This window comes from uncultured Wocania sp., assembly GCF_964021735.1.
GTDB lineage: Bacteria > Bacteroidota > Bacteroidia > Flavobacteriales > Flavobacteriaceae > Wocania_A.
Genome location: NZ_CAXIBN010000026.1, coordinates 1 through 24335, shown reverse-complemented (window position 1 = coordinate 24335; position 24335 = coordinate 1). Strand labels below are relative to the sequence as shown.

At 35.4% G+C, this 24335-nt stretch carries 20 protein-coding genes; 4 read left to right on the top strand and 16 right to left on the bottom strand.

Features of this window, described 5'->3' with window-relative positions:
* From AADI82_RS03965 to AADI82_RS03930, 8 genes are all read right to left on the bottom strand, one after another.
* The coding region (locus tag AADI82_RS03965) for a cadherin repeat domain-containing protein (protein ID WP_341215170.1) at window positions 1-3661 on the bottom strand (3661 nt) is incomplete at its 3' end.
* Between the two features lie 528 nt (window positions 3662-4189).
* Complete coding sequence (locus AADI82_RS03960) at window positions 4190-4522, bottom strand: L-rhamnose mutarotase (protein WP_341215169.1); 333 nt, start codon at window positions 4520-4522, stop codon at window positions 4190-4192.
* Between the two features lies 1 nt (window position 4523).
* A complete protein-coding gene (fucP, locus tag AADI82_RS03955; RefSeq protein WP_341215168.1) occupies window positions 4524-5813 on the bottom strand; it encodes an L-fucose:H+ symporter permease in 1290 nt (429 codons plus the stop codon).
* A gap of 9 nt (window positions 5814-5822) precedes the next feature.
* A complete protein-coding gene (locus AADI82_RS03950) occupies window positions 5823-6605 on the bottom strand; it encodes an SDR family oxidoreductase (RefSeq protein WP_341215167.1) in 783 nt (260 codons plus the stop codon).
* A 23-nt stretch (window positions 6606-6628) separates the two neighbouring features.
* On the bottom strand, window positions 6629-8038 hold the full coding sequence (locus AADI82_RS03945; RefSeq protein ID WP_341215166.1) for an alpha-L-fucosidase: 1410 nt from the start codon (window positions 8036-8038) through the stop codon (window positions 6629-6631).
* 12 nt (window positions 8039-8050) lie between these two features.
* Entirely contained in the window at window positions 8051-8590 is a 540-nt protein-coding gene (locus AADI82_RS03940; protein ID WP_341215165.1) for a heme-binding protein, read from the bottom strand.
* Window positions 8591-8610: 20 nt separating this feature from the next.
* Window positions 8611-9960: a Gfo/Idh/MocA family oxidoreductase gene (locus AADI82_RS03935; protein ID WP_341215164.1), complete on the bottom strand. Its 1350-nt coding sequence runs from the start codon at window positions 9958-9960 to the stop codon at window positions 8611-8613.
* Window positions 9961-10229: 269 nt separating this feature from the next.
* Complete coding sequence (locus AADI82_RS03930; RefSeq protein ID WP_341215163.1) at window positions 10230-10583, bottom strand: hypothetical protein; 354 nt, start codon at window positions 10581-10583, stop codon at window positions 10230-10232.
* Window positions 10584-10975: 392 nt separating this feature from the next.
* On the opposite strand from AADI82_RS03930, the gene AADI82_RS03925 reads away from it, so the two are divergent.
* Window positions 10976-11347, top strand: coding sequence for a hypothetical protein (locus AADI82_RS03925; RefSeq protein ID WP_341215162.1), 372 nt, complete (start codon window positions 10976-10978; stop codon window positions 11345-11347).
* Here AADI82_RS03925 and AADI82_RS03920 read toward each other — a convergent pair.
* The 8 genes from AADI82_RS03920 to AADI82_RS03885 form a co-directional block, all read right to left on the bottom strand.
* Window positions 11334-11840 (bottom strand): esterase-like activity of phytase family protein, encoded by a 507-nt coding sequence (locus tag AADI82_RS03920; protein ID WP_341215161.1) that lies wholly within the window; start codon window positions 11838-11840, stop codon window positions 11334-11336. The two genes, AADI82_RS03925 and AADI82_RS03920, sit on opposite strands and share 14 nt — an antisense overlap.
* 746 nt (window positions 11841-12586) lie before the next feature.
* On the bottom strand, window positions 12587-12997 hold the full coding sequence (locus AADI82_RS03915) for a cation transporter (protein ID WP_341215160.1): 411 nt from the start codon (window positions 12995-12997) through the stop codon (window positions 12587-12589).
* 22 nt (window positions 12998-13019) lie between these two features.
* Window positions 13020-14792, bottom strand: coding sequence for an efflux RND transporter periplasmic adaptor subunit (locus AADI82_RS03910; protein WP_341215159.1), 1773 nt, complete (start codon window positions 14790-14792; stop codon window positions 13020-13022).
* 4 nt (window positions 14793-14796) lie between these two features.
* On the bottom strand, window positions 14797-16032 hold the full coding sequence (locus AADI82_RS03905) for a TolC family protein (protein ID WP_341215158.1): 1236 nt from the start codon (window positions 16030-16032) through the stop codon (window positions 14797-14799).
* A complete protein-coding gene (locus AADI82_RS03900) occupies window positions 16029-19736 on the bottom strand; it encodes an efflux RND transporter permease subunit (protein ID WP_341215157.1) in 3708 nt (1235 codons plus the stop codon). Before AADI82_RS03900 ends, AADI82_RS03905 begins: the two co-directional genes overlap by 4 nt.
* Window positions 19737-19845: 109 nt before the next feature.
* Window positions 19846-20262 carry a hypothetical protein gene (locus AADI82_RS03895; RefSeq protein ID WP_341215156.1) on the bottom strand — a complete coding sequence of 139 codons (417 nt, stop codon included), beginning with the start codon at window positions 20260-20262 and terminating at the stop codon, window positions 19846-19848.
* A 335-nt stretch (window positions 20263-20597) separates the two neighbouring features.
* Complete coding sequence (locus AADI82_RS03890; protein WP_341215155.1) at window positions 20598-21845, bottom strand: hypothetical protein; 1248 nt, start codon at window positions 21843-21845, stop codon at window positions 20598-20600.
* A gap of 87 nt (window positions 21846-21932) precedes the next feature.
* Complete coding sequence (locus AADI82_RS03885) at window positions 21933-22058, bottom strand: hypothetical protein (protein ID WP_341215154.1); 126 nt, start codon at window positions 22056-22058, stop codon at window positions 21933-21935.
* Between the two features lie 133 nt (window positions 22059-22191).
* Here AADI82_RS03885 and AADI82_RS03880 point away from each other — a divergent pair, with 133 nt between their 5' ends.
* Genes AADI82_RS03880 through AADI82_RS03870 form a run of 3 tightly spaced genes read left to right on the top strand, consistent with a single transcriptional unit; the run spans window position 22192 to window position 23999 of the window.
* The gene (locus AADI82_RS03880) at window positions 22192-22848 is read left to right on the top strand and encodes a hypothetical protein (RefSeq protein WP_341215153.1); all 657 of its coding nucleotides are present in this window, start codon (window positions 22192-22194) and stop codon (window positions 22846-22848) included.
* Window positions 22835-23239, top strand: coding sequence for a hypothetical protein (locus tag AADI82_RS03875; RefSeq protein WP_341215152.1), 405 nt, complete (start codon window positions 22835-22837; stop codon window positions 23237-23239). Before AADI82_RS03880 ends, AADI82_RS03875 begins: the two co-directional genes overlap by 14 nt.
* Window positions 23226-23999 (top strand): ImmA/IrrE family metallo-endopeptidase, encoded by a 774-nt coding sequence (locus AADI82_RS03870; RefSeq protein WP_341215151.1) that lies wholly within the window; start codon window positions 23226-23228, stop codon window positions 23997-23999. Before AADI82_RS03875 ends, AADI82_RS03870 begins: the two co-directional genes overlap by 14 nt.
* The last annotated feature ends 336 nt before the right edge of the window (window positions 24000-24335 follow it).

Genomic DNA, 24335 nt, shown 5'->3' with positions numbered 1-24335 from the left:
ATCTCTTATAGCCTTTGGTCGTTATGTCAGATCTTGTTTTTCCATCAACCTTAAAAATTGACACATAAAAACTAGCATCATAGGAGGTATTTGGGACATCGATTACTTTTATCAGAACTGTTAAAACCGATGACCCAAACTTACTATTCGCAGAAATAGTTATCATGTGGGATTCTATCGCTTCAAAATCGAGTTCTCCAGCCAAAATGATATTATTTCCTTCCAAAGCAAAAAGATTTAATTCATCTTGAATACTAAGGGTGATTTCGGAATCATTTAAATCAGAGGTTGAGATTGTCCCGACTATTGTTCCAAGCGCTACAGTCTCTTCAGTCGGAATGGAGGTGATTTTAATAATTGGGTCTGGATCACACAAGTCTCCTTGACCATCATTATCTCGATCTTCCTGACGAGGGTTGTTTATTGATGGACAATTATCGTCAACATCTGGTATTGCATCGAGGTCTGTGTCAACTTCAAAGGAGGCACAACCAGTTTCATTAACGTCTTCTCCCTCAGGAGTTTTAGGACACTTATCTATTATGTCTTTTACGCCATCGTTGTCTTTATCGTCGTCTAGAACAATTATGTTGTTGTTTTGAGTTGTAGACATCGGATTTAGATCTATATCAAATACAGCAGAAGCAACTGCTGTTACATAATAAACCTCTCCTAAAGGAGTTCCTGCTGGGATATCGATTGATAATCTTAAGAGTAGCTCCCCACCCGTTATACCATTTGTTGCACCAGCCAAAGAAACATCAGTTATTGTGATCCCAGAGTTTTCATCATTCCCTTTGTAAATAACAAAAGAAGTCGAAAGTACACCACTTAAACTTTTGTCTAAACTATAAACGCCTTCGCTAAAAGACACATCGAGATATTCCATAGCTGGGTCCGTAACCACTGAGAGTATTTCAGGTCCAGACTGATCTTTAGTGAACGTAATGTTCTCATCTCCAATGTATGGATTTCCAAAAAGGTCTGATCCTGAAACGGTAGCTGAAAAAGTCGTGTCAGTGGTTGAGGAAACTGTCCATAAATAAGTCCATGTGGCGGATGTGGTTGCCGTCATTAAACTATCGGACACTGCACCTGTAATACTAATGGTAGGGGTGTTCCGCATATCTTCATTAAAGTTTGCGGTAATTGTTATATTATCATTAATTGAAATAATTTTATCTTCATCAGAACTGGTTAGTGTGACAGAAGGGCCTAAATTATCTAAGGTAAAGGTTAATTCATCCGATCCTGAATAAGGATTGCCCAATAGATCACTTCCTGAAACCACGGCACTTACTTCACCGTTTAATGTAGTTGAAACCGTCCAAAAATAGGTCCAAACTGAGGCACTCGTAGTAGCCGTCATCAGGCTGTCTGTTAGCACTCCTGAAATAGTAAGTGTAGGTGTTGCTCGCATTGCTTCGCTGAAAACAGCAGTAAGTGTCACCACATTAGAGTTGGTTAGAATTCCGCCATTGTCTGATCTTGACAACGTTACAGTCGGCAAGCTGTTGTCAATCGTAAAGGTTATGCTTTCAGTTCCTGAATAAGCATTTCCAGCCAAATCACTTCCTGAAACTACGGCACTTACCTCCCCACTTAAAGTTGTTGATACCGTCCAGAAATATGTCCAAACTGATGCGCTAGAAGAAGCACTCATTAAACTGTTGGTCACAATACCCGTTATGTTTATCGTTGGAGTCGATTGCATGGCTTCACTGAAAGTCGCAGAAATCGTAAGCGTATCTGAATTTATTAAAAGGGTTTCAGTAGGCGTGTGACTCAAAGTTACAGTCGGTATTATTGAATCCACATAAAACTCTGAAGAATTAATTGTGAAATATAAACTAGAAGAAACATTCTCTGAGCTGTTTCCTGACACGCTATCGTCCCTAGGTCCTATTTTTAAAACTTCGTCTCCATCAAAAATTCCTGTATAGGAAATGACAAACGAAAACACTTTGTTGTCATTTTCTAGAGTTAATTCTATGGGAGTTGAAACAACGTTGGTTACAGAACTATTGGTGTCACTTAATAATGACACGAATAGATCAGCAGCGGTTATGGTTTCACTTGAACTGGATGACCCTGAATTTACAGGTTCTGAAAGGGTAACTGTTACCACACCCGCAATTAGATCAATCGTCGCGGCTACTAATGAAAACTGATTATTTCTCCTTATAATAGGATACGAATCGTTAAGGTTTCCTGTAATCAACCAAGAGTTTTCAAAGTCCCAGCCGCTATAGGTGGCCATGTTTGTAAGTTCTTGGGTTGTCTTAGGTGCTTCAACATTCGTGTCATTTGAAGAGCTCACTGATAAATTTGAAGTTTGTGAATCCCAGAAATTATTTCTACTGCTTGGTGTTGAATTTATTGCTCCAGATGCACCACCAATTGAAGTACTATTTCCACTTACACCTCCGGTGCTGTAAGTGAATTTCCGCCCAAAATCACTGTTTCCTGCATCATCAAATCCTACAAAACCTCCTGCTATTCCACTGCTGTTAGTACAAACGGACACGGATCCTCTAGAAAAAGAATTCTCAATTCTTGAATTAGCTCCCATTTCCCCAACAAATCCGCCTACCATGTCTTTAGCATTAACATTTCCATAGGAAGCACTGTGGGTTATTTTTCCATGATTATTTATTTTTCCCGCAAATCCTCCAACAGCAATTCCAAATGCCTGATCACATGCGCCACCGATATCGTGACCTTCTACATTAACTTCTGAAGTGCTTAAAGATATATTTGCATGATCATCAATCAATCCTACGAAGCCACCTACATTTTCTTTTCCAATGAGATTACCTCCTTCAACCCTAGAATTGGTAACAAAAATGTTTTGATTTTCGTCTCCTTTTAGTTCACCAATGAGCCCTCCAACTCTTGCGTTCCCAACTATTGAAATATCTGAGAGAATCATATTTTTGATTTCAGAATTGCCATTACTTGGACTGCTTACTTTCCCAAAGAATCCAACATCTGATTCGCTAAGTCTATTAATATGAAGGTTGTATATTCCAAACCAATCACCAATGTAGCTCCCTGTAAATGGTGTATCGGCATTTCCTATTGGCTTCCAACCTTCAAAGATTGAGATATCAGTTTCATTATCATTCCAATATTCGGTTGGAGATACATCAATATTTTTAACCTGAAGGTAATGTTTATTCCATCTTGTAGAATCTTCACCAATCCAAATTAAATTCTCAAATGTGCCAATCAAATATGGACTTCCAGCATTTCCACTTCCACTGGGTGCAATTCCATTCTTAATATTGAGCGTTAAACTTTCAGACCCACTGAAGGTAATGCCCGAAACAGAGGTTCCCGAAACAGTTGCGATGGTTTTGAAAAACGTTGTAGTGGTTTGAGTCCAGGAATACATCCAAGTAAAGGAATTACTAGTTTGTGTCATGAATACATCTGAAATGATACCTGATAGTGAAATGGTAGGGGTAGGCGTCATCGCTTGAGAGAAAGTAGCGGTAATGGTAACTACTTCTGAATTTGAGATTTCATTATCTAAAGCTGAAGAAGTCAAGGTTACGGTTATGGTTGTCGCCGAACCTAATAAATTTAAAAAGCCACTGTTTAACGAAAGTCCATTGGATTGGGTGCCGATAAAAGCTTGACCCATATTGTAGGTCATTGAAATCCCGTTTTCATAAGTATTCCCCAGACTTAAAGGCGAAGAAAACGCAACCTCTTGGCTAAAGACCGAGGAGCTAATTAAAAACAACAGGTATTTAAATAATTTCAAATTTACAAGTGTTAAATTTTATTAAAGCTTCAATACGTTTTGGTTCCAACCACTAAAGCGTTCACAAATCCCTTCGTTAGTTGAGGATAAAGTTTTTGTTTCCAAAGAGCAAGCATCATTTGAGGTCGAATTGAAATTTACACCCAGACCCAAATCATCGGATTGATTACTTACTAAGTCTCTCTTAGTGGCCTTAATAATGGCTTTGAAGCTATAATTTGTTTGAGTTTTAGCAGTAAATCCAATGAGAAATATTATTATAAAAACATTATTAATTAATAATATAGTGAATAAATTAAACATGTTCAAAGTTAATAATTTATTATGAATAAATCTGTCTGTTATCCCTTTACCTTAAAAAGATTTAAGTTGTTGATAAACAGTTTAGAGGTAATCACTCCAAGCATAAAAAAATGATCAATTCAATTGAAAAATTTTATCCATTAAAACCCATTTCTGGTTAGGGGAGGAAAACGAAATGTTTTTCTGGTAATTGGCCATGAGTTCCTCCCATTTAATAACGAAAGGATTTTGACTATCCATTTTATTTTTCTTCTCAAAAGAAAAGTTATCCGCTACTTCCATAATCATAAACAGGCGATCACTAATGTGATAAATTTGCATGTCCAAAACACCGCTATTCTTGATGCTTTCAATGATTTCAGGCCAAACCCTTTTGTGGTGTTCGACGTATTTATGAATCAATAAAGGATCATTTTTAAGATCCAAAGCCAGACAATATCTTTTCACTTTAAGCTTGTTTATAGATTTTATTTCCGTAATAAGCAATATATAAGAAACAAAGTAAAGGCAAAAGAAAAGAAAAATTCACTTCTGAAACTCCAAGTATTTTGATGTCACTAACACCATTTCCACCCAAATCAATTAACATTCCTTGAAGTTTTGGCATCAATGCTCCACCAACAATTGCCATGACCAAACCTGCTGCTCCAATTTTAGATTCTTCTTCATCAAGACCTTCCAGAGCAATACCATAGATTGTAGGAAACATTAAAGACATGAAAAAAGAAATTCCGACTAAGGAATACAGGCCAAAGTACCCTTCAATAAAAATTGTAAGTAGCGATGCAATCACGGCCAAGCCTGCGAATAACATCAAAAGCCTTCCTGCATTTACGAATCTTAGAAAATAAGTCCCTATTGCTCGACCAATTAAGAAAAGGATAAAACAGAGGAATTGATAATTGGCTGCAGTTTCACTAGATAAACCGATGGCTTCCGCATATTGATAGATGTAGGTCCAGCACATAATTTGTGCCCCAACATAGAACACCTGTGAAAGCACTCCCTGACTGTAGTTTTTGTTTTTAAATAATTTACTAAAAGTTTCTCCCAAAGGTGCGTTAGTCTCATCACCTTTTGCTTGTGGCATTTTTGCAGCCAAAATTAATACAAAAACTACTAAGACAACCAGTCCTAATATAACATAAGGGTTTCTGATGACCAATAAATCCGAAGTTCGGATAAGTGTTTTTTGTACTGCCTCGAGGGTGCTGAAATTGGCAATATCGTCAGATTGTAATCTCTTTAAAACAAATTGTTGCGCCACAAGCAATCCAAGAATCAGTCCCAAAGGATTAAAGGCTTGCGCTAAATTTAATCTTTGGGTCGCTGTTTCTTTATCTCCCATTGCTAAAATGTAGGGATTTGCAGTGGTTTCAAGAAAAGCCAAGCCAAAAGTCAAAATATATAAACCCAAACAGAAGAACCAAAATTGTTCTGTAATAGCGGCGGGGTAAAAAAGCAGTGCACCTCCAGCGTAAAGAGCGAGACCTATGAGTATTCCAACTTTGTAGGAATATTTTCTAACAAAAAGAGCAGCGGGAAGCGCCATACAGAAATAACCTCCATAGAATGCCATTTGAACCCAAGCGGCTTGTGAATTTGAAAGTTCGAGTACTTTTTTAAAAGCCTGAACCATTGGGTCGGTTACAGCATTCGCAAAACCCCAAAGGGCGAATAATGACGTTATCAGTATAAATGGAATGATTACTTCTTTGGAAACAACAGTTTTTTTCATGTATTAGTTTTAAGTTATTGAGCGATCTAAGTGGGTATAGCCACCATCAACATAAATAAGTTGACCTGTGGTGTGACTCGACTTTTCAGACAATAAAAAAGTTACGGTATTGGCAATTTCTTCTGGGGTCGTCATTCTTTTTTCAAGAGGAATTTTATTTACAATACTTTTAAATTTTTCCTCAGGGTTTGGAAAAGTATCAATCCATCTTTTATATAAAGGCGTAAAACTTTCTGCAACAATCACGGCATTCACACGAATGGAATAGGGGAGAAGCTCAGCAGCCCATTCTAAGGTCAATGCATTTCTTCCACCACAAGCAGCAGCATATCCAGAAGTTCCTCCCTGACCAGTCATAGAAACCTTAGAACCAATATTTATGATCACTCCTTTATTTTCTTTAAGATAGGGGAGGGCTTGTTGTGCCATCAAATAGTAGTGAACTACATTTTTTTTCAAGGAATCAATGAATTTATTTGCATCTCCATTTTCAAGGCCTACGCCATCATTTACGCCTGCATTATTCACCAATCCATGAACCGTTCCAAACTCAGCAACTGCAGCAGCTATGGCTGCCTTACATTGTTCGGGATCGGTGAGTTCGGCTATTGCATAAGAAGCATTTCCGCCTTTCTCTTTGATGCCATTTACTGCTGCCAAGACAGCCTCCTTGCCTCTTCCCACGATAAAGGGAATAGCCCCTTCCTCAGCGAGTACATTACTTATTGCATTTCCAATGCCTTTTGCACCACCAGTCACAACGATTACTTTATTTTTTAAATTAAAATTCATGAGGGGTTTTATAATCTATGGGGTTATATTTCTTGACCAATAATTTTAAAAGACCAAGCAGTTTTTTCATTTAATGTTTCCAACAGTAAAATTGGAATTTTAATTCTGAGTCCTTCAGCAACAGAAAAATTCCATTCCAAAGGTTCCGCTTGGCCTAGCATGATAATTTCAGAACCATCTTTTGGTTTTATGTGGTTAATAACAAATTCTTCTCCAGGATTCTCGAGTGAGATAGCGTAGTAAATATCAGTATTTTTTTTCTTAGTAAAACGTATTTTTTCTCCCTGTTTGTAGGTGCTTTTTAGTTTTTCAGTTTCATAAATCACCTCTCCATTTACTTTAAGCCATTCCCCCATTTTTTCAAGTCTCTCAACGCTAGGTTGTGGAATTAACCCCGCAGCTGTGGGGCCAACATTTAATAAGTAATTCCCACCTTTTGCAGCGATATCTATTAAATTATGAATTAACACCTCCTCAGATTTCCAATTTTCATCATATGATTTAAATCCCCAAGTATCGTTCATGGTCATGCAAGATTCCCAGTCCAAATCTGAGGCACCTTCAAGAATTTCCTGTTCTGGGGTTCCAAAATCCCCTGCATATTTCTTGTCGTCTTTGTTCATCCCTTTCATTCCTTGTCTCCCTTTGTCAACGCGGTTGTTGATAATGATATCAGGTTTTAAAGTACGGACATATTGATACAGATCCAATCCCATTTCATGAGTGAATTCAGAGATCCATTCACCGTCAAACCAAAGAATATCGGCGTCATAAGTCTCAATTATTTCCCTAAGTTGTGGTTTTAAATAATTTTCATAATAGTCTGGAAACTTTGGATTCGGATTGTTTTTATAATCATAACGCGGCGCATCATTTGCTTGCGCATTTGGATGATGCCAATCCATTATTGAATGATAAAGACCAAACTTTATCCCCCTGCTTTTACAAGCTTTTGAAAGAGCTTTGAGAATATCTTTTCCATAGGGAGCATAGTCAACAATGTCATAATCAGAAACCTTAGAATCCCAAAGCGCAAAGCCATCGTGATGTTTTGAAGTTATGACCACATATTTCATTCCTGCATTTTTCATATGTTCCGCCCATTTTTCAGCGTCAAATTCAGTGGGGTCAAATGCTCTAGAATAGTTTTCATAATCTTCAATTGGAATATTTCCCTTTAGCATAATCCATTCCCCAATTCCTTTTACTTTTACACCCTTGTGTATTCCAGCAGGAACAGCATAGGGTCCCCAATGAATAAACATTCCAAACCTTGCATCTCTCCACCACTTCATTCGCTTATCAAAATCAGACCTTGACTCATTGAGGTAATCGATTTGTTGGACTTGTTTTTTCGGTTTGGTCTCACCACAAGAGGTAAAAAATCCAAACAATAAAACTAAGCTAAGGTTTAAAAAAAGTTGTTTTTTCATTTTTAAGTAGGTTTAATTATAAGAGATTGGGATTAGAATCTCATTTCGTCTAAAAACTATTTTATAAGGGCTATTGTAAACTAATATCTTGGAGTCTCCAACAATTTCAATATTCTGCTCATTGAGAATTTTCTTTAGTTTATCCGTATTTTCTTTCTCTTTGACTTCATCAGTATAGCCCGAATATTCGATGGCAGCATAATGTCTGCTATCGGATTCATACACAACCAAACTTGCGTCGTTGGGTTTGGGTGCGTTTTCTTTGTTAAAGCTTTTGGGTAAAACAAATGCCATAGAATTCTCCGATTCACTTTTTTCCATATGAACGGGCGTGGTCATGGAGATTTTAGTCTCCCCATCATTGTTACCCGAAATATATTTAAAAAGTTTTCCAAATCCAGATCTCCCATTGTCCGAGGTGTATTTTGCCATCATCACAGGAGGATAGAATCTTATCTCACAACCAGCGATGTTTTTTAGTACCTCATAGGATTGAGTTTCGGTCTGCGCCATAGAATAAAATGATAGTAAAATAAAAAATAGAGTACGCATGAATATTGTTTAAATATTTTTTAAAGGTTTTCACCATAAGACCAACCTTTACGGACAGGTTCTTTGACAAAAATATTTAATTCTGGACGATTCGTTACCCTCATGTTTTCTGTATCATACTCAATCTTGGTAGCAAACCTTTGCGCCAAAACACCAACCAACGCCATTTCTGTTAGTTCAGCGGCGTAATCAAAATTTGAGCCTGGCAAATAGTTATTTTTTATTGCGTCAATCCATTCATCGACAGGTTTTTCTTCCCCAATTCTTGGAATCGTTTTTTCTGGTGAATTCGCTTGAAATTCAGCCCATTCTTCTGGAGAGATCAAAAGCTCAGGTTTATTGGGTCGCCCGCCGGTCATTAAAGTATTTTTTTCCCCGATCATTAACATTCCTGATCTTGGAAATTCTTCAATTCCCCATTCAGATCTGATTTCAGGTTTTTCACCACCTTCATACCATTTTAGGGTTACAGGTTCTTTTCCTTTTCTTGCACCAAACTGAAAAGTTGTAACGGATTCATCTGCTACGAAGCCGTGTTCCGACATCGGGTTTTTAGCAATCGCCTCAACCGTGTGCGGTGATCCTAAATCGAGCGCCCAAAAAGGAGCGTCTAGGGTGTGACAAGCCCAATCTCCCAGTTGTCCATTTCCAAAATCATAAAAACCTCTCCAAGATTTAGGAGCGTAGGCAGAATTAAATTCTCTATCCTTTGCTGGGCCTAACCAAAGGTCCCAATCTAGATATTCAGGAACGGGATCAACTTTAGGAGGAAAACTCTCAGGTTTGGTGAAGTATTTTCCTGGGCCAAAATTAAATGCACCATGCCAGGCATGAACCTCGTTGACTTGTCCTAAAATTCCTGCATCATACCATTCCTTAATTAAACGAATTCCGTTTGTTGTATGACCTTGATTTCCCATTTGGGAAGTTATATTATAATATTTGGCAGCTTTTTTCATGGTTCTCAATTGCCAAATATTGTGCGCCAACGGTTTTTCAACATAAACATCAATACCGAGCTCCATTGCAATCATGGTCGCAGCAAAGTGGGTGTGATCGGGAGTCGTTATGATTACAGCATCAATTTCTTTTGACATTTTATCGAACATGACCCTAAAGTCCTTGAATTTTCTTGCTTTTGGGTAAAGAAGGTAACCTGCTGCGGCTCGGTTGTCGTCTACGTCGCACATGGCAACAATGTTTTCATTGGGAACACTGCCCCAATTGGCTTTTCCGCGACCTCCAACTCCAATAACAGCGATGTTTAATCGATTGTTAGGAGCATTACTGCGGAAGTTAGGAATGAAAAAAAGACCCGTAGAGGCCATTGAGGTTGATTTTATAAACGATCTTCTTGAAAAATTATTCATATTATACATAATTAGTTTAAAATCTTTATTCTAGTAATTGGAATAAATATAAATTAATTTTATAACATGACGCGCTAACAAAATTTAAAATGAATTTTGTTAACGATTTACTCCTACTGTATTTGATGGATGTTAATTAAAGGGAGTTTTTACTAGGGTCATCTTTCTAATCTCTTAAGCTGGTTCATGACGCCCATGATATTATTAAAATTTACATTGCGATTTCATTTCAATTGTGCTTGAAAATACAGCAAGGTTGTTTTATAGCGCTAAGTAATCTTGGAAATGGATTCAGTTAGTTTTTTCACCTGCTGCTCTAGAATTTCTATCCTTGCATTCTGCCCTTTGATAATTTCGATTAAATCAATACTCTGAAATCGATTACCATTCTCACTCTCTGACACAGGTAAAAGCATTTCCCCCTTATCATTCATGATCCAATCATAACTAATTTCAGGATATTTTTCGCAAATGGCAGCAGCCACTTTGGCTGATATGCCATTTCTTTCATTAATTATATAACCAATAGTAGCTCCACTTCCATGACCCAGTTCTATGCCCAACGCACGCCGGCTTTTTTTGGTGTAACTAAGTACTTTCAATAACCTTTCTGAATATTTCATTAAAAAAAAACCTTAATTGTTTTTATTTATCAGTAAATGTTTATATATTTGATAACATAAGCTAATATATGAAAAATTAAATTCATAAAAAAATTGTTTAATACTAATTTAAAAAATCAATACTTAACCTATGAGAGTGCCCCACTAAATCTCATGATCCCCAGCTTAACCTACTTTTTATTAATTTTTAAAACATATGTGAACAATAATATTTGGTAAAATTTTGATAATTGACAATTTTTACTGTTATTTAACAACTAAACAAAATTATGTAAACATTAGTCAACTATTTTATAAATACCTTTTTGCTTCCCCTCAAAACTTACCGACCTATAACACCTTTAAAACTTAACCCTTTTGTTCTGTATTTATTAAATATTAAATACACATGAATGAAAAAGTACCCTCATAACAGTTTTTATCACCACGATTCTTTCGGAAAGAAAAAATTTGCCATTCGCCAAAAAATAGCAATACAAATTCTGTCAAAGTTTTTAATGATGTTCGAATATTTTCATTTAGCAAATAAATTAGTCAACTATGGGAATGCAAAAAATGATACTGGTTTAGAGGCTGAAAGACTTTTCTCTTGCATCGAAATTATTTTTACACTTGGAATGATTGAGGACGAGGAGCATAAAGCTATTTTCGAAGAGATGATTTATGAAGAAGCAGCTAAAGGTTTTGAACAAGACAAAAAAGACGTTGTAGTCCTAATTGAGTCCAAAATGAGGAAAAAGATTTTAGAGCTTAGGGATTCCTGATTTTTTGACTTGACTTCAACCATTCAAATACTAACACTTGTGTTTTCTGTCTTTTAGAAAAATTATTATCTGATACAAACCATACTGTTTTGTTTCCATTAGCTCTTTTTTTTCCATAGCATATCCCTTCTATATTGTCGATAGGTATTTTTAAGTTGTCCATATTTAAAAGTAGCTTTTTTGAAACAACTTCATACGAACCCTTTTCCTTTTTCAAGGAAAATGTATTTCTTATGTTTGAGGCATGATTTAGATCGCATAAAAAAACCTTGATTGTATTTGAAGCTTTCCCCTTAGCGTAGGAACGCTCAACAATCAATAATTTATTTTCACCAGCCTCTAAAATTGCAGAGATTCCATTAATATTATCTCCATCTTTTGGGATTGGTCGATGTGCCACAGGATCCAATTGATAGGCATATTGTGCATTGTTTTTTTTTGACCTAACATCAAATTTAAAGATTCTAACCAAAGCACCGGATCTCAAGGTCATGGTGGCTTAAGATGTTGGTTGTGAGTGTTGTTCTTCAGCGCGATGAACTGTTATTTATCAGCTACGTCGTTTTTTAAAAAAATTTCCTGTCTTAATTGTTTGTAAGTATTTTGACGGTATAAAATGTATTCTTCTCTGGACATGCTTTTACGCTTTTTATAATAAAACTGTTGTAGAGACGATATTTTATCGAATTTTTCACCAGTACTATTTAAGCTCCACGAGGTTAATTCATACATTATCGAAAAAAGATCAACACCCCTATCTTTAAGGTAATATAACTTGATCTTATTGTCATTTTTATCCTTTATGTGACTTATATAGTCAAGATTTTCTAAGAACTTAAGCCTAGAAGTTAAAATATTGGTTGATATGTTTTCGGGGGAGCCAATAAAGTCTTTAAATGATTTCTTTCCAATAAAAAGATCTCTAATAACTACGAAAGTCCATCGATCCCCAACCAAATCTAAGGCGGAAGCAACAGTACAATCTGATCTATTTTTTTTAATGACTTAAATGTTAAAATTTCAATTTAAACTAATACAAATATAACATAAGGTCTATGTCAATTAAATTAAGTGATGTTTTTTTTTATTAAAAGTTTTTCTTGTGGTTCATTTTACGCTGCTTTTTAGCATAAAAAAACACAGAATTATCAGAAATAGTAAACTTAATTCAGCTGAAAATCAATGAATCTTTCAATTAACTTCTTCATTAACCTTAAACCCTAAACAATTGATTGATGGTCACTCCCCTGAATTATTTATTACCATGTCATGGTCATATTGACAACACATCGGTAAATTATTATATGCATTCAGATCACTCGCAACCTTGTCGGTGTCATAACCAGATGCTGCAATGGCATTGTGAATTGCCATCTCATTAGTTTGAGTCGCATCAAATACAACATCGATCTTCTTTTTGTCTACATCCCAGGTTGCATTCGCGACTCCATTAATTTTATTCGCCGCTTTTTCAATGGTTTTTTTACACATACCACAGTTTCCTCGCACTCCGAAACTGAGTTCTGTCATTTGTATTTCATTTGAAACAGTTGCAACTTTTGAAGCTACAGTTCCTTTTTTCATTGTCTTTTTACAACTTGTGAATCCGATCGCTGCAATCACAGCTAAACTTAAAATTACTTTTTTCATGGTGTTAAAATTTAATTATTAATTACTCTATTATCTGTTTTACTTCTCCACATTTTAGCATGGCTTGACCATAATATGGATTGATTACTTTTTCATCTTTACTTAACCAATAGGCTCCATTGTTGTTATCTGCCATTGGGCAATATTGTTGATATATTTTTTCATTCACTCCAAAATATTCAATCGCACTTGATAAAGAGTAGGAAAGGAGCTTAAATTGACTTCGTTGCACTGCAATATCCGTTGAATTTGAAAGGGTAGTGGTGGCCTTTTTTATTTCCTTCTCCAAGGAGGTCCAAAGGGCAAGCGATTTTTTATCCTTCAATAATTTCATGTCAATTTCAGTCAAATAAGCGAGTACTAAGAGGGCATTTTTTATGACTGCTTCCGAATCATCGTTGACTAAATCATCTTTTAAAAGGATGTAGCGATCAAATACCTTTTTCAATTGATTTTGAAAGGCTTTTGACACTTCAATTCGCTCCTTAAGAATTGTAGAATTGTCCATATCCGTCATGGTCTCTATTATTCCCATATGCCCTTCGTGGCCTGTCATTGTTTTACCGCCCGCCTTATTCATCATCGACTTTTTACCTTGCAATTGTGCCGCAGCATCAACTGTAAAAGTACCGTTCGTCACGATCTCATCTCCAAGAGTTAAACCCTCAAGAACTTCATATTCAATGCCGATTTGATTGCCCACAACAATTTCGTGCATTTCAAAAACGGGTTGGTCCGGATTGGTTTTTAAATAGACGACGGAACGTTCACCTGTCCACAACACTGCAGATGCTGGAATTTTCAATACTTTTTTCATTGCGTAACCTTGCGTTCGCTTAACAACGCCTTCCACAAACATGCCCGGTTTTAAAACCGGATCATTGTTGTTTAAAACGGCTCTTAATTTTACCGTTCTTGTGTTTGCATTTAGAACAGGATCTATAAAATCAACCTTTGTTTTAAACGTCTTATTTAGATTCGAATGGGTAGTTATGGAAATTTCTTGCCCTTTTTTAAAAAAATCAATTTGATTTTCAAACACATCAAAATTGGCCCAAACCGTATTGAGATTGGCTATTTTTAATAGGGCTTGTCCTTGTTTAATATAGTCCCCTTGGGCGACTAATTTTTCAGAAACCGTTCCCGTAAACGTCGCGTAAATTGGCATGTTTTCTTGTACTTGTTTGGTGCGCTCTATTTGATTGATTTGAGTATCCGAAAGTTTCCATAGTTTTAGTTTATTACGCACTGCGTTATATAAGGCTGGCTGGGTTGCTTTCAATGAAACTGCCGTAATGAGTTCCTGCTGAGCGGCATACAATTCTGGGGAATATACCGTAGCTAGCAACTGCCCTTTTTGTACTTTTTCCCCCGTAAAATTTACATTCAGCTTTTCTATCCTTCCTGAGAAATAACTTACTTGTACCGCATTGGCCTCTTCATTTTCAACAATAGTTCCTGATAATTTTACCTCTGTAATTCCAGAAGCCCCTTCACCAACCACAACGGTTTGAATGTTGGCCAAGGCCATGGCGTTTTCAGTTAACTTAAACTGATCTGCCGCTAAACCCATTGCACTAGCTTCGGCAGGAATTAAATCCATCCCACAAATAGGGCAATCGCCTGGTTCGGCTTGCATAATTTGTGGATGCATTGCGCAGGTCCACATTTGATTTTCTTCAGCCATTTCAGCGTGATTGTGTGCTGTTTCTTCATTAGTGCTATTTCCCGAAAGAACCCAACCGAATAACAATCCAACAGCTAAAATTCCGATGTAAATTATATATTTTTTCATGTCTTTAATTTGTTAAATAATTAATAACCGCAGTTTGTACGTAATACATTTTAACCGATTCCACCAAATTCAATTGAAACTTTAGTTGTAGTTCTTGAATATCCAAAACATCATTAAAATTGATTGTTCCTGTTTCGTAGCTTTTGTTTAAGATTTCCTCTGCATCTTTAGCTTGTTTTAAATTTTTAGTTTGGGTGGCGTAGCTTATTCTTGCTGAAACACGTTCCGTAATCGCTTTACTTAAAAGGTTTTCTAAAGCGTTCCATCGTTCCTGTTTTTCAACTGTTAGTTCTTGCTGTTCAAACTCATTTTGCTGGGTTTGAGATTTATGCCTTTTATTAAAAATTGGAATTGATAACGAAACCATAGGCATCACGATATCTTTACCGTTATCCGAGAAATTCATATCTGGCCTTTCGGTAACAGAAATGTAATCTAATCCAAAACCAATCATAGGACTGCTTTCTTTTTGGTTTAGCAATTCTGATTGTTCTATAGATTGGTAGAGTTTGTCGTATTTTACTAATTCAGGATGCAACGCTAACCTTTCAGAATTAATTTCAAAGTCTTCTGAAGGCATCATTAAACTGTCTATTACAGTAACAACAACTTCATTTTCCCTATTCAAAAGAGTATTTAAATTCGTTTGCTCTGCTAAAAACTGTTGACTTAACACATCTTTTCGTTGTTGCATTTCATTTTGGCGCATTTGCAAACGCATCACATCTACAGCCGATGCTTTACCAACTTCAACAGAAGTCAATGCTAATGTTTCATAAGTTTCAAGTAATTCAATGTTTTGCAACAATACTTTTTGTTTTGCTTTGTTGGCGTATAAATTATAATAGGATTGTGAAACAGCAGCCATCAATTTTCGTTTGGCAATAACAATGTCTTCATATTTTGCATCAGCTAATGCACTAACATAACTTTCTCTTGATGTAATTGTGCCAAACCACGGAATCATTTGTTTTGCAGATACCTTAAAGCGTTGCGCTCCTGTTCGGGTTTCGGGTTCGCTCATAAAGTAACCCACTCCAAATTCGGTATTAGGAATGGTATTTACTTCGTTTACCTTTTCGGAAGCCCTTTTGTATTTGAACTCAAATTTTTGAATTTCCGGATTGTTATTTAGTGCTATATCAATAAGCGTTTCTAATTCTTGGCTTTGTGCAGAAAGTCCTAAACACAAAGCACAAAGCACAAATACTGTTTCTATTTTACTTTTTCTATATCTCATTTTGTTGCTCTTTTCAGTTGAACTTCGGCTTTCCAGCTGTACAATACGGGTACTACAAATAAAGTGATTAAGGCAATCAGCATTCCGCCAAAACTGGGTATGGCCATAGGAATCATTATATCGCTACCTCGCCCTGTTGATGTCAATATGGGCAACAAGGCTAAAAGGGTAGTAGCTGTTGTCATTAAACAGGGTCTAATGCGTTTTTCTCCTGCTTCTACGATGGATGCCCTAATTTCCTTTTCGTTTTCAGGTGTGTTTCTATCAAAAGTTTGTGTTAAATAGGTTGCCATGACAACACCATCATCTGTAGCAATACCAAAGAGTGCGATAAACCCAACCCAAACGGCTACACTTAAATTAATGGAATGCATCTGGAATAAGTCTCGCATATTTTCGCCAAAGAAATTGAAGTTTAAAAACCAATCCTGACCATAGAGCCATATCATTATAAATCCACCTGCAAATGCCACTGCGATACCCGTAAATACCATCAATGAGGTGGCTACAGAACGGAATTGGAAGTAGAGTATTAAAAAGATAAATGCCAAGGCTAGTGGTACAACCACTGATAAGGTTTTTTCGGCTCGTAATTGATTTTCGTAAGTTCCTGTAAATGCATAACTGATGCCTTTGGGAACTACCAATTCACCAGAATCTATCTTTTGTTGAATCAATGCTTGTGCATTTTCTACAACGCTTACTTCGGCAAAACCGTCTAACTTGTCGAAAAGTACATAGCCCACTAAAAAAGTATCTTCACTTTTAATGACTTGTGGGCCTTGTTCGTAACGAAGGGTCGCCAATTCGCTTAATGGCACAGGATTGCCTTTTTCAACGGGCACATAAATTTGTTGTAAGTCTGTTGGATTAGCTCTTAATTCTCGTGGGTATCGCACACGAACACCATAACGCTCACGTCCTTCCACCGTTTCTGTTAAAACCATGCCACCCACTGCAACTTGTAAAACATCCTGTACATCTTGTATAGTGATTCCATAGCGGGCGATTTTCTCTCTATGAATATCAATCAACAAATAGGGTTTGCCAACAATGCGGTCTGCAAATACAGCTTCTTTTTTAACACCTACAGCAGACTTGATGATGTTTTCTAATTGTACTCCAAACGCTTCAATTTGCGTTAAGTCTTGTCCTTTTACTTTAATTCCCATTGGGGCCCGCATTCCGGTCTGAAGCATCACCAATCGGGTTTCAATAGGTTGGAGCTTTGGAGCAGAGGTAACACCCGGCAATTTGGTAACGCTTACAATTTCATTCCAAATATCGTCTGGTGATTTAATTTCTGGTCGCCAATTACGATAGTATTCGCCCTTGTCATCTTCGATTAGTTGAGCCCTTTTTACGTTGCTATAAGTACCCTTTTCGGAATTATTAGGGTTAGAAATAAAACGCCCCCCTTTTAACTCAAACCAACCGTCCTCATTGACCTTATAGCGTTGTCTTTCACCCTCTGCATTCAGCATATATTCAGGTTTGTACTGAATCACATTTTCATACATAGATAGTGGTGCCGGGTCTAAAGCTGATTCTGTTCTTCCTGCCTTACCAACTACCGTTTCAATCTCAGGAATACTGGCTACTGCCATATCTAATTGTTGTAAAACGCGTTTGTTTTCCTCTACGCCTGAATGAGGCATAGAGGTGGGCATTAGCAAAAATGAACCTTCATTTAAGGAGGGCATAAACTCTTTACCGGTATTCTTCATAATGAAAAACCCTGCTATAACAATCACAGTAGGAATAGACAAAAACAATACTTTATTCTCTAAACACCACCTTAGAATACGGGTGTAGTATTTAATGAATAGCGAAAAAATACCTAATAAACCAAAGCAAATAACACTTACAAAAATGAGATTCCAGAAGATGCTTTTATCAACGCCTAATGGTCGCCAATATTCGGCCAAAAGAAATACAATTGCTGAGGCTGAAATAATGATATTGACCAGATTAGTTTGTTTGTCTGCTATCTTATTTTGAAGATTGAGAAGTGCTGTAATTCCAAATGCCATCAAAATCAATCCCATCCAATACCCAAAACCTACTGCTGCAATACCTAATGCTATTAAAACCCCATTTAAAACATACGTAAACGTGTTTTTTATGCTTTTCTTTCTAAATAAAAATGCAGCAAAGGGAGGGATTAAAAATAAGGCGACAATAATTGATGCAGTCAGCGCAAAGGTTTTTGTATACGCTAAGGATCGAAATAATTTGCCCTCGGCACCAATCATCGTAAATACAGGAATAAAACTTATGATTGTTGTCAATACTGCGGTAACGATAGCTCCAGACACTTCTGTTGTGGCAGTATAAACTACGGTATTAATGGACTGTGTTCCATCATCTTCATCTAAGTGCCTAATAATGTTTTCTGAAAGAATGACACCAACATCAACCATGGTGCCAATAGCAATAGCGATACCGGATAAAGCGACAATATTGGCATCTATTCCAAAGAACTTCATGGCTATAAAAACCATTAAAACTGCAACAGGCAATAAACCAGAGATTATTATCGAAGCTCGCAGATTAAATACCATCATGATAATAACCAAAATGGTAATAAGAATTTCTAAAGACAATGCCTCGTTAAGCGTGTTTAAGGTTTCTTGAATTAACTCGGTTCTATCGTAAAAGGGGACGATGGTTACTTTTGAGGTTCTGCCATCTGATAGTACTTTTGAAGGTAATCCTGCACTTAATTCGTTAATTTTCTCTTTAACGTTATTGATTACTTCCATCGGATTGGCGCCATAACGTGCTACAACAACGGCCCCAACCACTTCGGCACCTTCTTTGTCTAATATGCCACGTCTTGTTTCAGGACCTAATGCGACTTTTCCAATATCCTTAATTCGTATTGATGTGTAATCTTCTGAAGTAACAACTGCATTTTCAATGTCGGCAATGGACTTAATATAACCCAAGCCCCGTACTAAATATTCCGCATTATTAATTTCAATAGTTTGTGCTCCAATGTCTTTATTGCTTTCTTTAACGGCTTTTACAACCTGATGCAATCCAATATTGTATTGACGCATTAATTCAGGATTTACATCCACTTGATATTCTTGAACATAGCCACCAATGGATGCAACTTCAGAAACGCCATTTGCTGAAGAAAGGGCATACTTTACATAATAGTCCTGTATACTCCGTAATTCTTGCAAATCCCAACCTCCGGTAACGCTTCCCTTTTCATCACGACCTTCAAGAGTGTACCAAAATATTTGTCCCAAGCCTGTCGCATCTGGACCCAATGCAGGATTAACGCCATCAGGCAATAAACCACTCGGTAAAGCGTTAAGTTTTTCGAGGATACGGCTTCGACTCCAGTAAAATTCTATGTCTTCTTCAAAAATGATATAGATGCTTGAAAAACCAAACATAGACGAACTGCGAATGGTTTTTACCCCAGGAATCCCCAATAGGGAAGTGGTTAGGGGGTAGGTTATTTGGTCTTCTATGTCTTGCGGAGAATGACCGTCCCATTTCGTAAATACAATTTGTTGGTTTTCTCCAATATCCGGAATTGCATCTACAGCTACAGGATTACTTGGTAAAAAACCAGTGTTCCAATTAAATGGTGCATTTACCGTTCCCCATCCAACAAAAAGGACGAGGAGTAGTACTGCTACGAGTTTGTTTTCTATTAAGAATTTGATGCTTTTATTGAGCATTGGCTTTGATTATAAAACAGTTAGACATTGGTTTTTGAGAAAAAACCGAATACAACAATTTACCCTTATAACATATAGCCATAGGATAAATCAATCTAATGCTAAAAAATCAAATTAAATAGGTCTCGTCAATCTTGTAGATGCACCTTATGACGAGTGGTGGTTTATACTCTTCGTATAAAGAAACGTTTTTCTCTAAACCTTCAAAAAGGGCAATGTATATGTAATCAAATGAGGCGACAATTTTTTGTTGCTCAATAGTAACCGTTTTAAAAGACAATTGTAACTCATCTTGACCCTCAACAGCGATTTGTTGATCACTACAGCAATTATTTTTGGTAATAGCACACTCATCAGCATTTGATGGCGCTAGCGTTTCCATTCCACAAGTTTTAACTTGGTGAAAAATAGCAGTGTCTACTAAAGTATTTCCACAATAGTGCATGTCAATGGTGAATGACATAGTAGAGAATAACACTACAAAAGCCATTGACAAAGACAGTATTTTATGGAAAATTTTCTTCATAACGAGTTACAAAGTTATAAAATTTTAATTGTATGGGTTAAATATTGTGTCAATTTTATGATTTAGCCAAATTTTCCTTCGTGCCATCTTTGTTATAAATAGCTTCATCCGCAGGATAAACCGATTTATAAAAATGTTCTATAATGTTCTGCGTTATGTAACTTGAGCTTTGGTTAAAAGCGAAAGTTGTTACTACAGTTTCTTGAAAAAATTTATTCTAAAAGTTTCTTCTACAATGTTAATGGAACACTCTTTTCACGAAACGACGATAGGAGAGAAGTGGAATGTGTGTGGAATGGTATTATAACAACAATTACGCTATTCTACTATTATCACTAATCTCTAGACTTACCATAAAGAATTATATCTGAAATTATATATCGTAACTTATCTTTTAAGTCATACTCAATATCTAATTCTTCAGCTTTATTGCACATTTCTAAAAGCTTCTTAAAATTACTAACCTCATTATCTATTTTTCTATTAAATATATCAGAAAGCTTTTTAATTGATTTAAAATTACTTCTCGGAGCTTGGATTTTAGAAAGTATCTTCACTCTTAATTCATCTGGAGAATTTATCGTCTTAACACTTTTAAGTTCCTCAATGAAGTTATCAGTTGTATTTAAAATGCTATCTATACCCTTAATAGATTCAAAGACATTTTCAGGTTTTGTATTGTGATTTATTATTAATGAACTATTTTCAACCATTGAGTTCTTTTTTGGTATCAAATAGAAACCAGTAGAATCTTTTTGTAACACATTAATTATATTCACAAAATTCAAAGAACCTGTTCCTAAATCATTTGTAGTAATTCTAACTGCCGAAGATATATAGCCAAAAGAATCAGCATTTTTAGCATACTTTTCTGCTGCTATTATTTCTAGTTTAGATTCACCAATTGCAGCACTTCTTATTTCATATTCAACACCAGAATTGTCCTGCATGTTTTTATGAAGGCTTAACATGCCAACCACAAAAGCAAAATCAATACCATATTCATAATATCTTAAGGATGTAATACCTCGAACATAAGTTTCACCACCAAAATCTACTAAACGATAGCTTTTCTCTTTATTATAGTTATCATTGCTATCTGCCATTTGCTTGAAATATTGTACATTATAATTTGCAAGTCCAGATTGACCAATTTTAAACAGATTGTTGGCATACTTTGTCATTACATATTCATCAAGAAATGTATTTTTAGAATCATAAATTGCAATTGCTTTTAGGTTTTCTTTCACTTCATCAGCATCGAAATATTCTTCAAAATTAAAGATGATATTGGTTTCACTACTACCAGTAACAGCTTCTTCAAATACATCAATATTTTTAGTTTGTGCAATTATTTTATGACGTTTATACTTATCAAGCAAATTTAAAATTCTTTTATATACTAAATCAATGTGATTAATTGATATAAAATTGCTTTTAATGTTTTCAACATCAAAAACCTTAAATATTTGCTCCTTATAAGGGTGATTTTCTATTAAAGCAGATAGCTTTTCGATTTTTATCTTACCTGAACTTTGGTCAGGATCAAGATATAACTGTTTTTGTTTAAACTTTTCTTCCATAACGGTCGTTTTTTAATTTATAAATTATTTTAAATCCATCCGCAGATACTATTCTACGGATAGATTGTTTATAGTTTTGGGTAACTCTTATTTACCTTTACTATCTTTTCTGTTACTTCTAACATGCGGTTTTACCTTGATGGTTTTACCACCTACTTTTTTAGTGTAGCCAGGAATTCTATTGAATTTTCTTCCTTCTGCATCTTTAGCCATATTTTACACCTCCTTTCTAACTTGCTTTTAATTTATTGTGTAAATTGTTAACTTTTAACACTCTACATAATACCATTAACCGTAGAAAATAAAAGTCCCCCAAAATGGGGTAAAAAGTAAATTTGCAATTAATATGAATATAGAAGGTGCTGGCACTTTTTTTGAAAGTAACTCAATAAAGCTTGATACTGTTAGTGGTGTTGAGTGGGAAATTGCTTTAAGAAAAGCTGAAAAGCATTTGAACTATAGGCTTTGGAATAAAACAAGTTTTGGAGCACATACAGCAGAAAATTTAGGAGTTCCAGCAAAAGAATACTACTTAAATTTTGGATATATGAGTGTTATTTACGGTAATTGGGAGTGGAAAGATGGTTTTGATTTACCACAGCAATTAATTAGAATAATTGACAGCAGAATATCTACTGTTGTTGAATCATATAAAAAAGCTAAAGAGAAAAATGAAGAAAGATTGGAAGATGGAAAATACCAATTAACTACAGTTGAAGTGCCTCAAGATATTGAAAGCACATTTTATGACCTTGAAGGAGATGAAGAAATAAATGAAACAGATTTATTAAAGATAGAGGAAGAATATAATAAAATAGAGCAATTTATTCTGGAATCTGATGATGAGGATTTAATAATGTTTTGGGAGTGTGTAAAAGAAGGCTATACAAGGAAAGAAATTGCAGAATTAATTGGAAAATCACCAAAGCAACTAGATAAAATAAAAGAGAGATTATTACGGCAAATAAAAAAAGAAGTAGCAAAAGCTAATGGAAACAAATAACGCAATAAATACATTAAGAAATCTTTATGGTCTGTTTATGGAAATGAATTACCATACTGAACCTGCTGACTTTGTTAATGAATTAAATGATCAAGATCCTTTTATCTCGGCACATTTAAAAAATGTAATGCTCAATAGAACTAAAGCAAAAGCGATTCTAAAGAGGAGAAAATTTGAAGCGCTTAAGGAGCAATTTATTGAGTTAAAAAAAGTTGGTTTAGAAAAACTACAAGAATTATTTGCTCCAACAGAAAGGGTAGAAATGGTTAGATTGTTTAGAAAATTTGAAGAACTAACTGAAAAAGATATTGATACCATTAATGAGGATGAAGATTTTTTAACTTTTATTTCTTCAATAAAAGATAAAATAGACGACGATGGCACTAAATAAGTCTCAAATGGCTGCAATTGAGCTATTAAACTCTTTAGGATGGTCAAAACCAGGAGATTTAAGCTTAAATGAAATTGCATTAGCTTCAAGTGCTTATGTAAAAGAATCTGATTTAGAAGGTTCTGACGGTAGAATATTAATGAATGGTGATAATGCAATAATAACTATTGATTCAAAAGTAAATTTTGAACCGAGGAAAAAATTTATTCTTGCTCATGAAATTGGACATTTAACACTACACAAAGGAATTTCAAAATTATTTTCGGATACTGATAAAACACTCAATGAATGGTATGCAAATGGCAAACACGAAATTGAGGCTAATCAATTTGCTTCAGAATTATTGATGCCAAGTGATTTATATAAATCAAAAGTCAATGGAAGAGGAATGGGGTTAGATTTGATAAGAGATACTGCCGATTATTTTGGAACTTCACAAACTGCTACTTTGTTAAAATATAAGGATTTAGGTAACTTTCCTATATCAGTAATTTATATAGAAAAAGGAATCGTAAAATGGAAAGCAGAGTCATCAGATTTTCCATTAAAGTTTTTACGTAATGGAAGTAAAGTTCCAGAAGGTTCAGCGGCCGGAGATTTTTTTTGTGGTCAAGGTCTTGAAGATAATCCAGTTTTAGTTGATGCATTAGATTGGTTTCCTGAAGATTTTGGAATTGAAGATCATTTAGAAACCGAGCTCTTTGAGCATAATTTTAGAATTGGCGCGGAAGGTTTATTATGTTGTCTCTGGACACAATAGGACTTGTAAACGACCTCATAAAATTTTGGTCAAAACAATAGGAGAGTGGAGCGTACATATGTTAGGGGTCTAGTAATACAGTTCCTTAAGAGTTTCAATTATACAAGGGATTTCAAAACAATCTCAATAAGTTCCAATGTTTCCTAAAATATAGCTTAACGAGCCGTAATTGTTTCCAAAATTATATGCAGCCTTGAATTTTTGTTTCTTTTGTTTCAAGACAAAAGATAATGAAAGATGAAAAAGAAGATTAATTGAAGTTCTAAATATAACAAGTGCATAGAATTTTAAAATTTATTAAGTTTAAATAATGATGTATTAGAAAAGCTTTTTCTT

What these genes read in the sequence shown, in the direction of transcription:
- AADI82_RS03870 (WP_341215151.1), top strand. Translation starts at nt 23,226, where the DNA reads ATGGCACTAAATAAGTCTCAAATGGCTGCAATTGAGCTATTAAACTCT.
- AADI82_RS03895 (WP_341215156.1), bottom strand. Translation starts at nt 20,262, where the DNA reads ATGAAGAAAATTTTCCATAAAATACTGTCTTTGTCAATGGCTTTTGTA.
- AADI82_RS03905 (WP_341215158.1), bottom strand. Translation starts at nt 16,032, where the DNA reads ATGAGATATAGAAAAAGTAAAATAGAAACAGTATTTGTGCTTTGTGCT.
- AADI82_RS03935 (WP_341215164.1), bottom strand. Translation starts at nt 9,960, where the DNA reads ATGAATAATTTTTCAAGAAGATCGTTTATAAAATCAACCTCAATGGCC.
- AADI82_RS03890 (WP_341215155.1), bottom strand. Translation starts at nt 21,845, where the DNA reads ATGGAAGAAAAGTTTAAACAAAAACAGTTATATCTTGATCCTGACCAA.
- fucP (WP_341215168.1), bottom strand. Translation starts at nt 5,813, where the DNA reads ATGAAAAAAACTGTTGTTTCCAAAGAAGTAATCATTCCATTTATACTG.
- AADI82_RS03915 (WP_341215160.1), bottom strand. Translation starts at nt 12,997, where the DNA reads ATGAAAAAAGTAATTTTAAGTTTAGCTGTGATTGCAGCGATCGGATTC.
- AADI82_RS03920 (WP_341215161.1), bottom strand. Translation starts at nt 11,840, where the DNA reads ATGACCTTGAGATCCGGTGCTTTGGTTAGAATCTTTAAATTTGATGTT.
- AADI82_RS03875 (WP_341215152.1), top strand. Translation starts at nt 22,835, where the DNA reads ATGGAAACAAATAACGCAATAAATACATTAAGAAATCTTTATGGTCTG.
- AADI82_RS03945 (WP_341215166.1), bottom strand. Translation starts at nt 8,038, where the DNA reads ATGAAAAAACAACTTTTTTTAAACCTTAGCTTAGTTTTATTGTTTGGA.
- AADI82_RS03925 (WP_341215162.1), top strand. Translation starts at nt 10,976, where the DNA reads ATGAAAAAGTACCCTCATAACAGTTTTTATCACCACGATTCTTTCGGA.
- AADI82_RS03880 (WP_341215153.1), top strand. Translation starts at nt 22,192, where the DNA reads ATGAATATAGAAGGTGCTGGCACTTTTTTTGAAAGTAACTCAATAAAG.
- AADI82_RS03940 (WP_341215165.1), bottom strand. Translation starts at nt 8,590, where the DNA reads ATGCGTACTCTATTTTTTATTTTACTATCATTTTATTCTATGGCGCAG.
- AADI82_RS03900 (WP_341215157.1), bottom strand. Translation starts at nt 19,736, where the DNA reads ATGCTCAATAAAAGCATCAAATTCTTAATAGAAAACAAACTCGTAGCA.
- AADI82_RS03950 (WP_341215167.1), bottom strand. Translation starts at nt 6,605, where the DNA reads ATGAATTTTAATTTAAAAAATAAAGTAATCGTTGTGACTGGTGGTGCA.
- AADI82_RS03910 (WP_341215159.1), bottom strand. Translation starts at nt 14,792, where the DNA reads ATGAAAAAATATATAATTTACATCGGAATTTTAGCTGTTGGATTGTTA.
- AADI82_RS03885 (WP_341215154.1), bottom strand. Translation starts at nt 22,058, where the DNA reads ATGGCTAAAGATGCAGAAGGAAGAAAATTCAATAGAATTCCTGGCTAC.
- AADI82_RS03930 (WP_341215163.1), bottom strand. Translation starts at nt 10,583, where the DNA reads ATGAAATATTCAGAAAGGTTATTGAAAGTACTTAGTTACACCAAAAAA.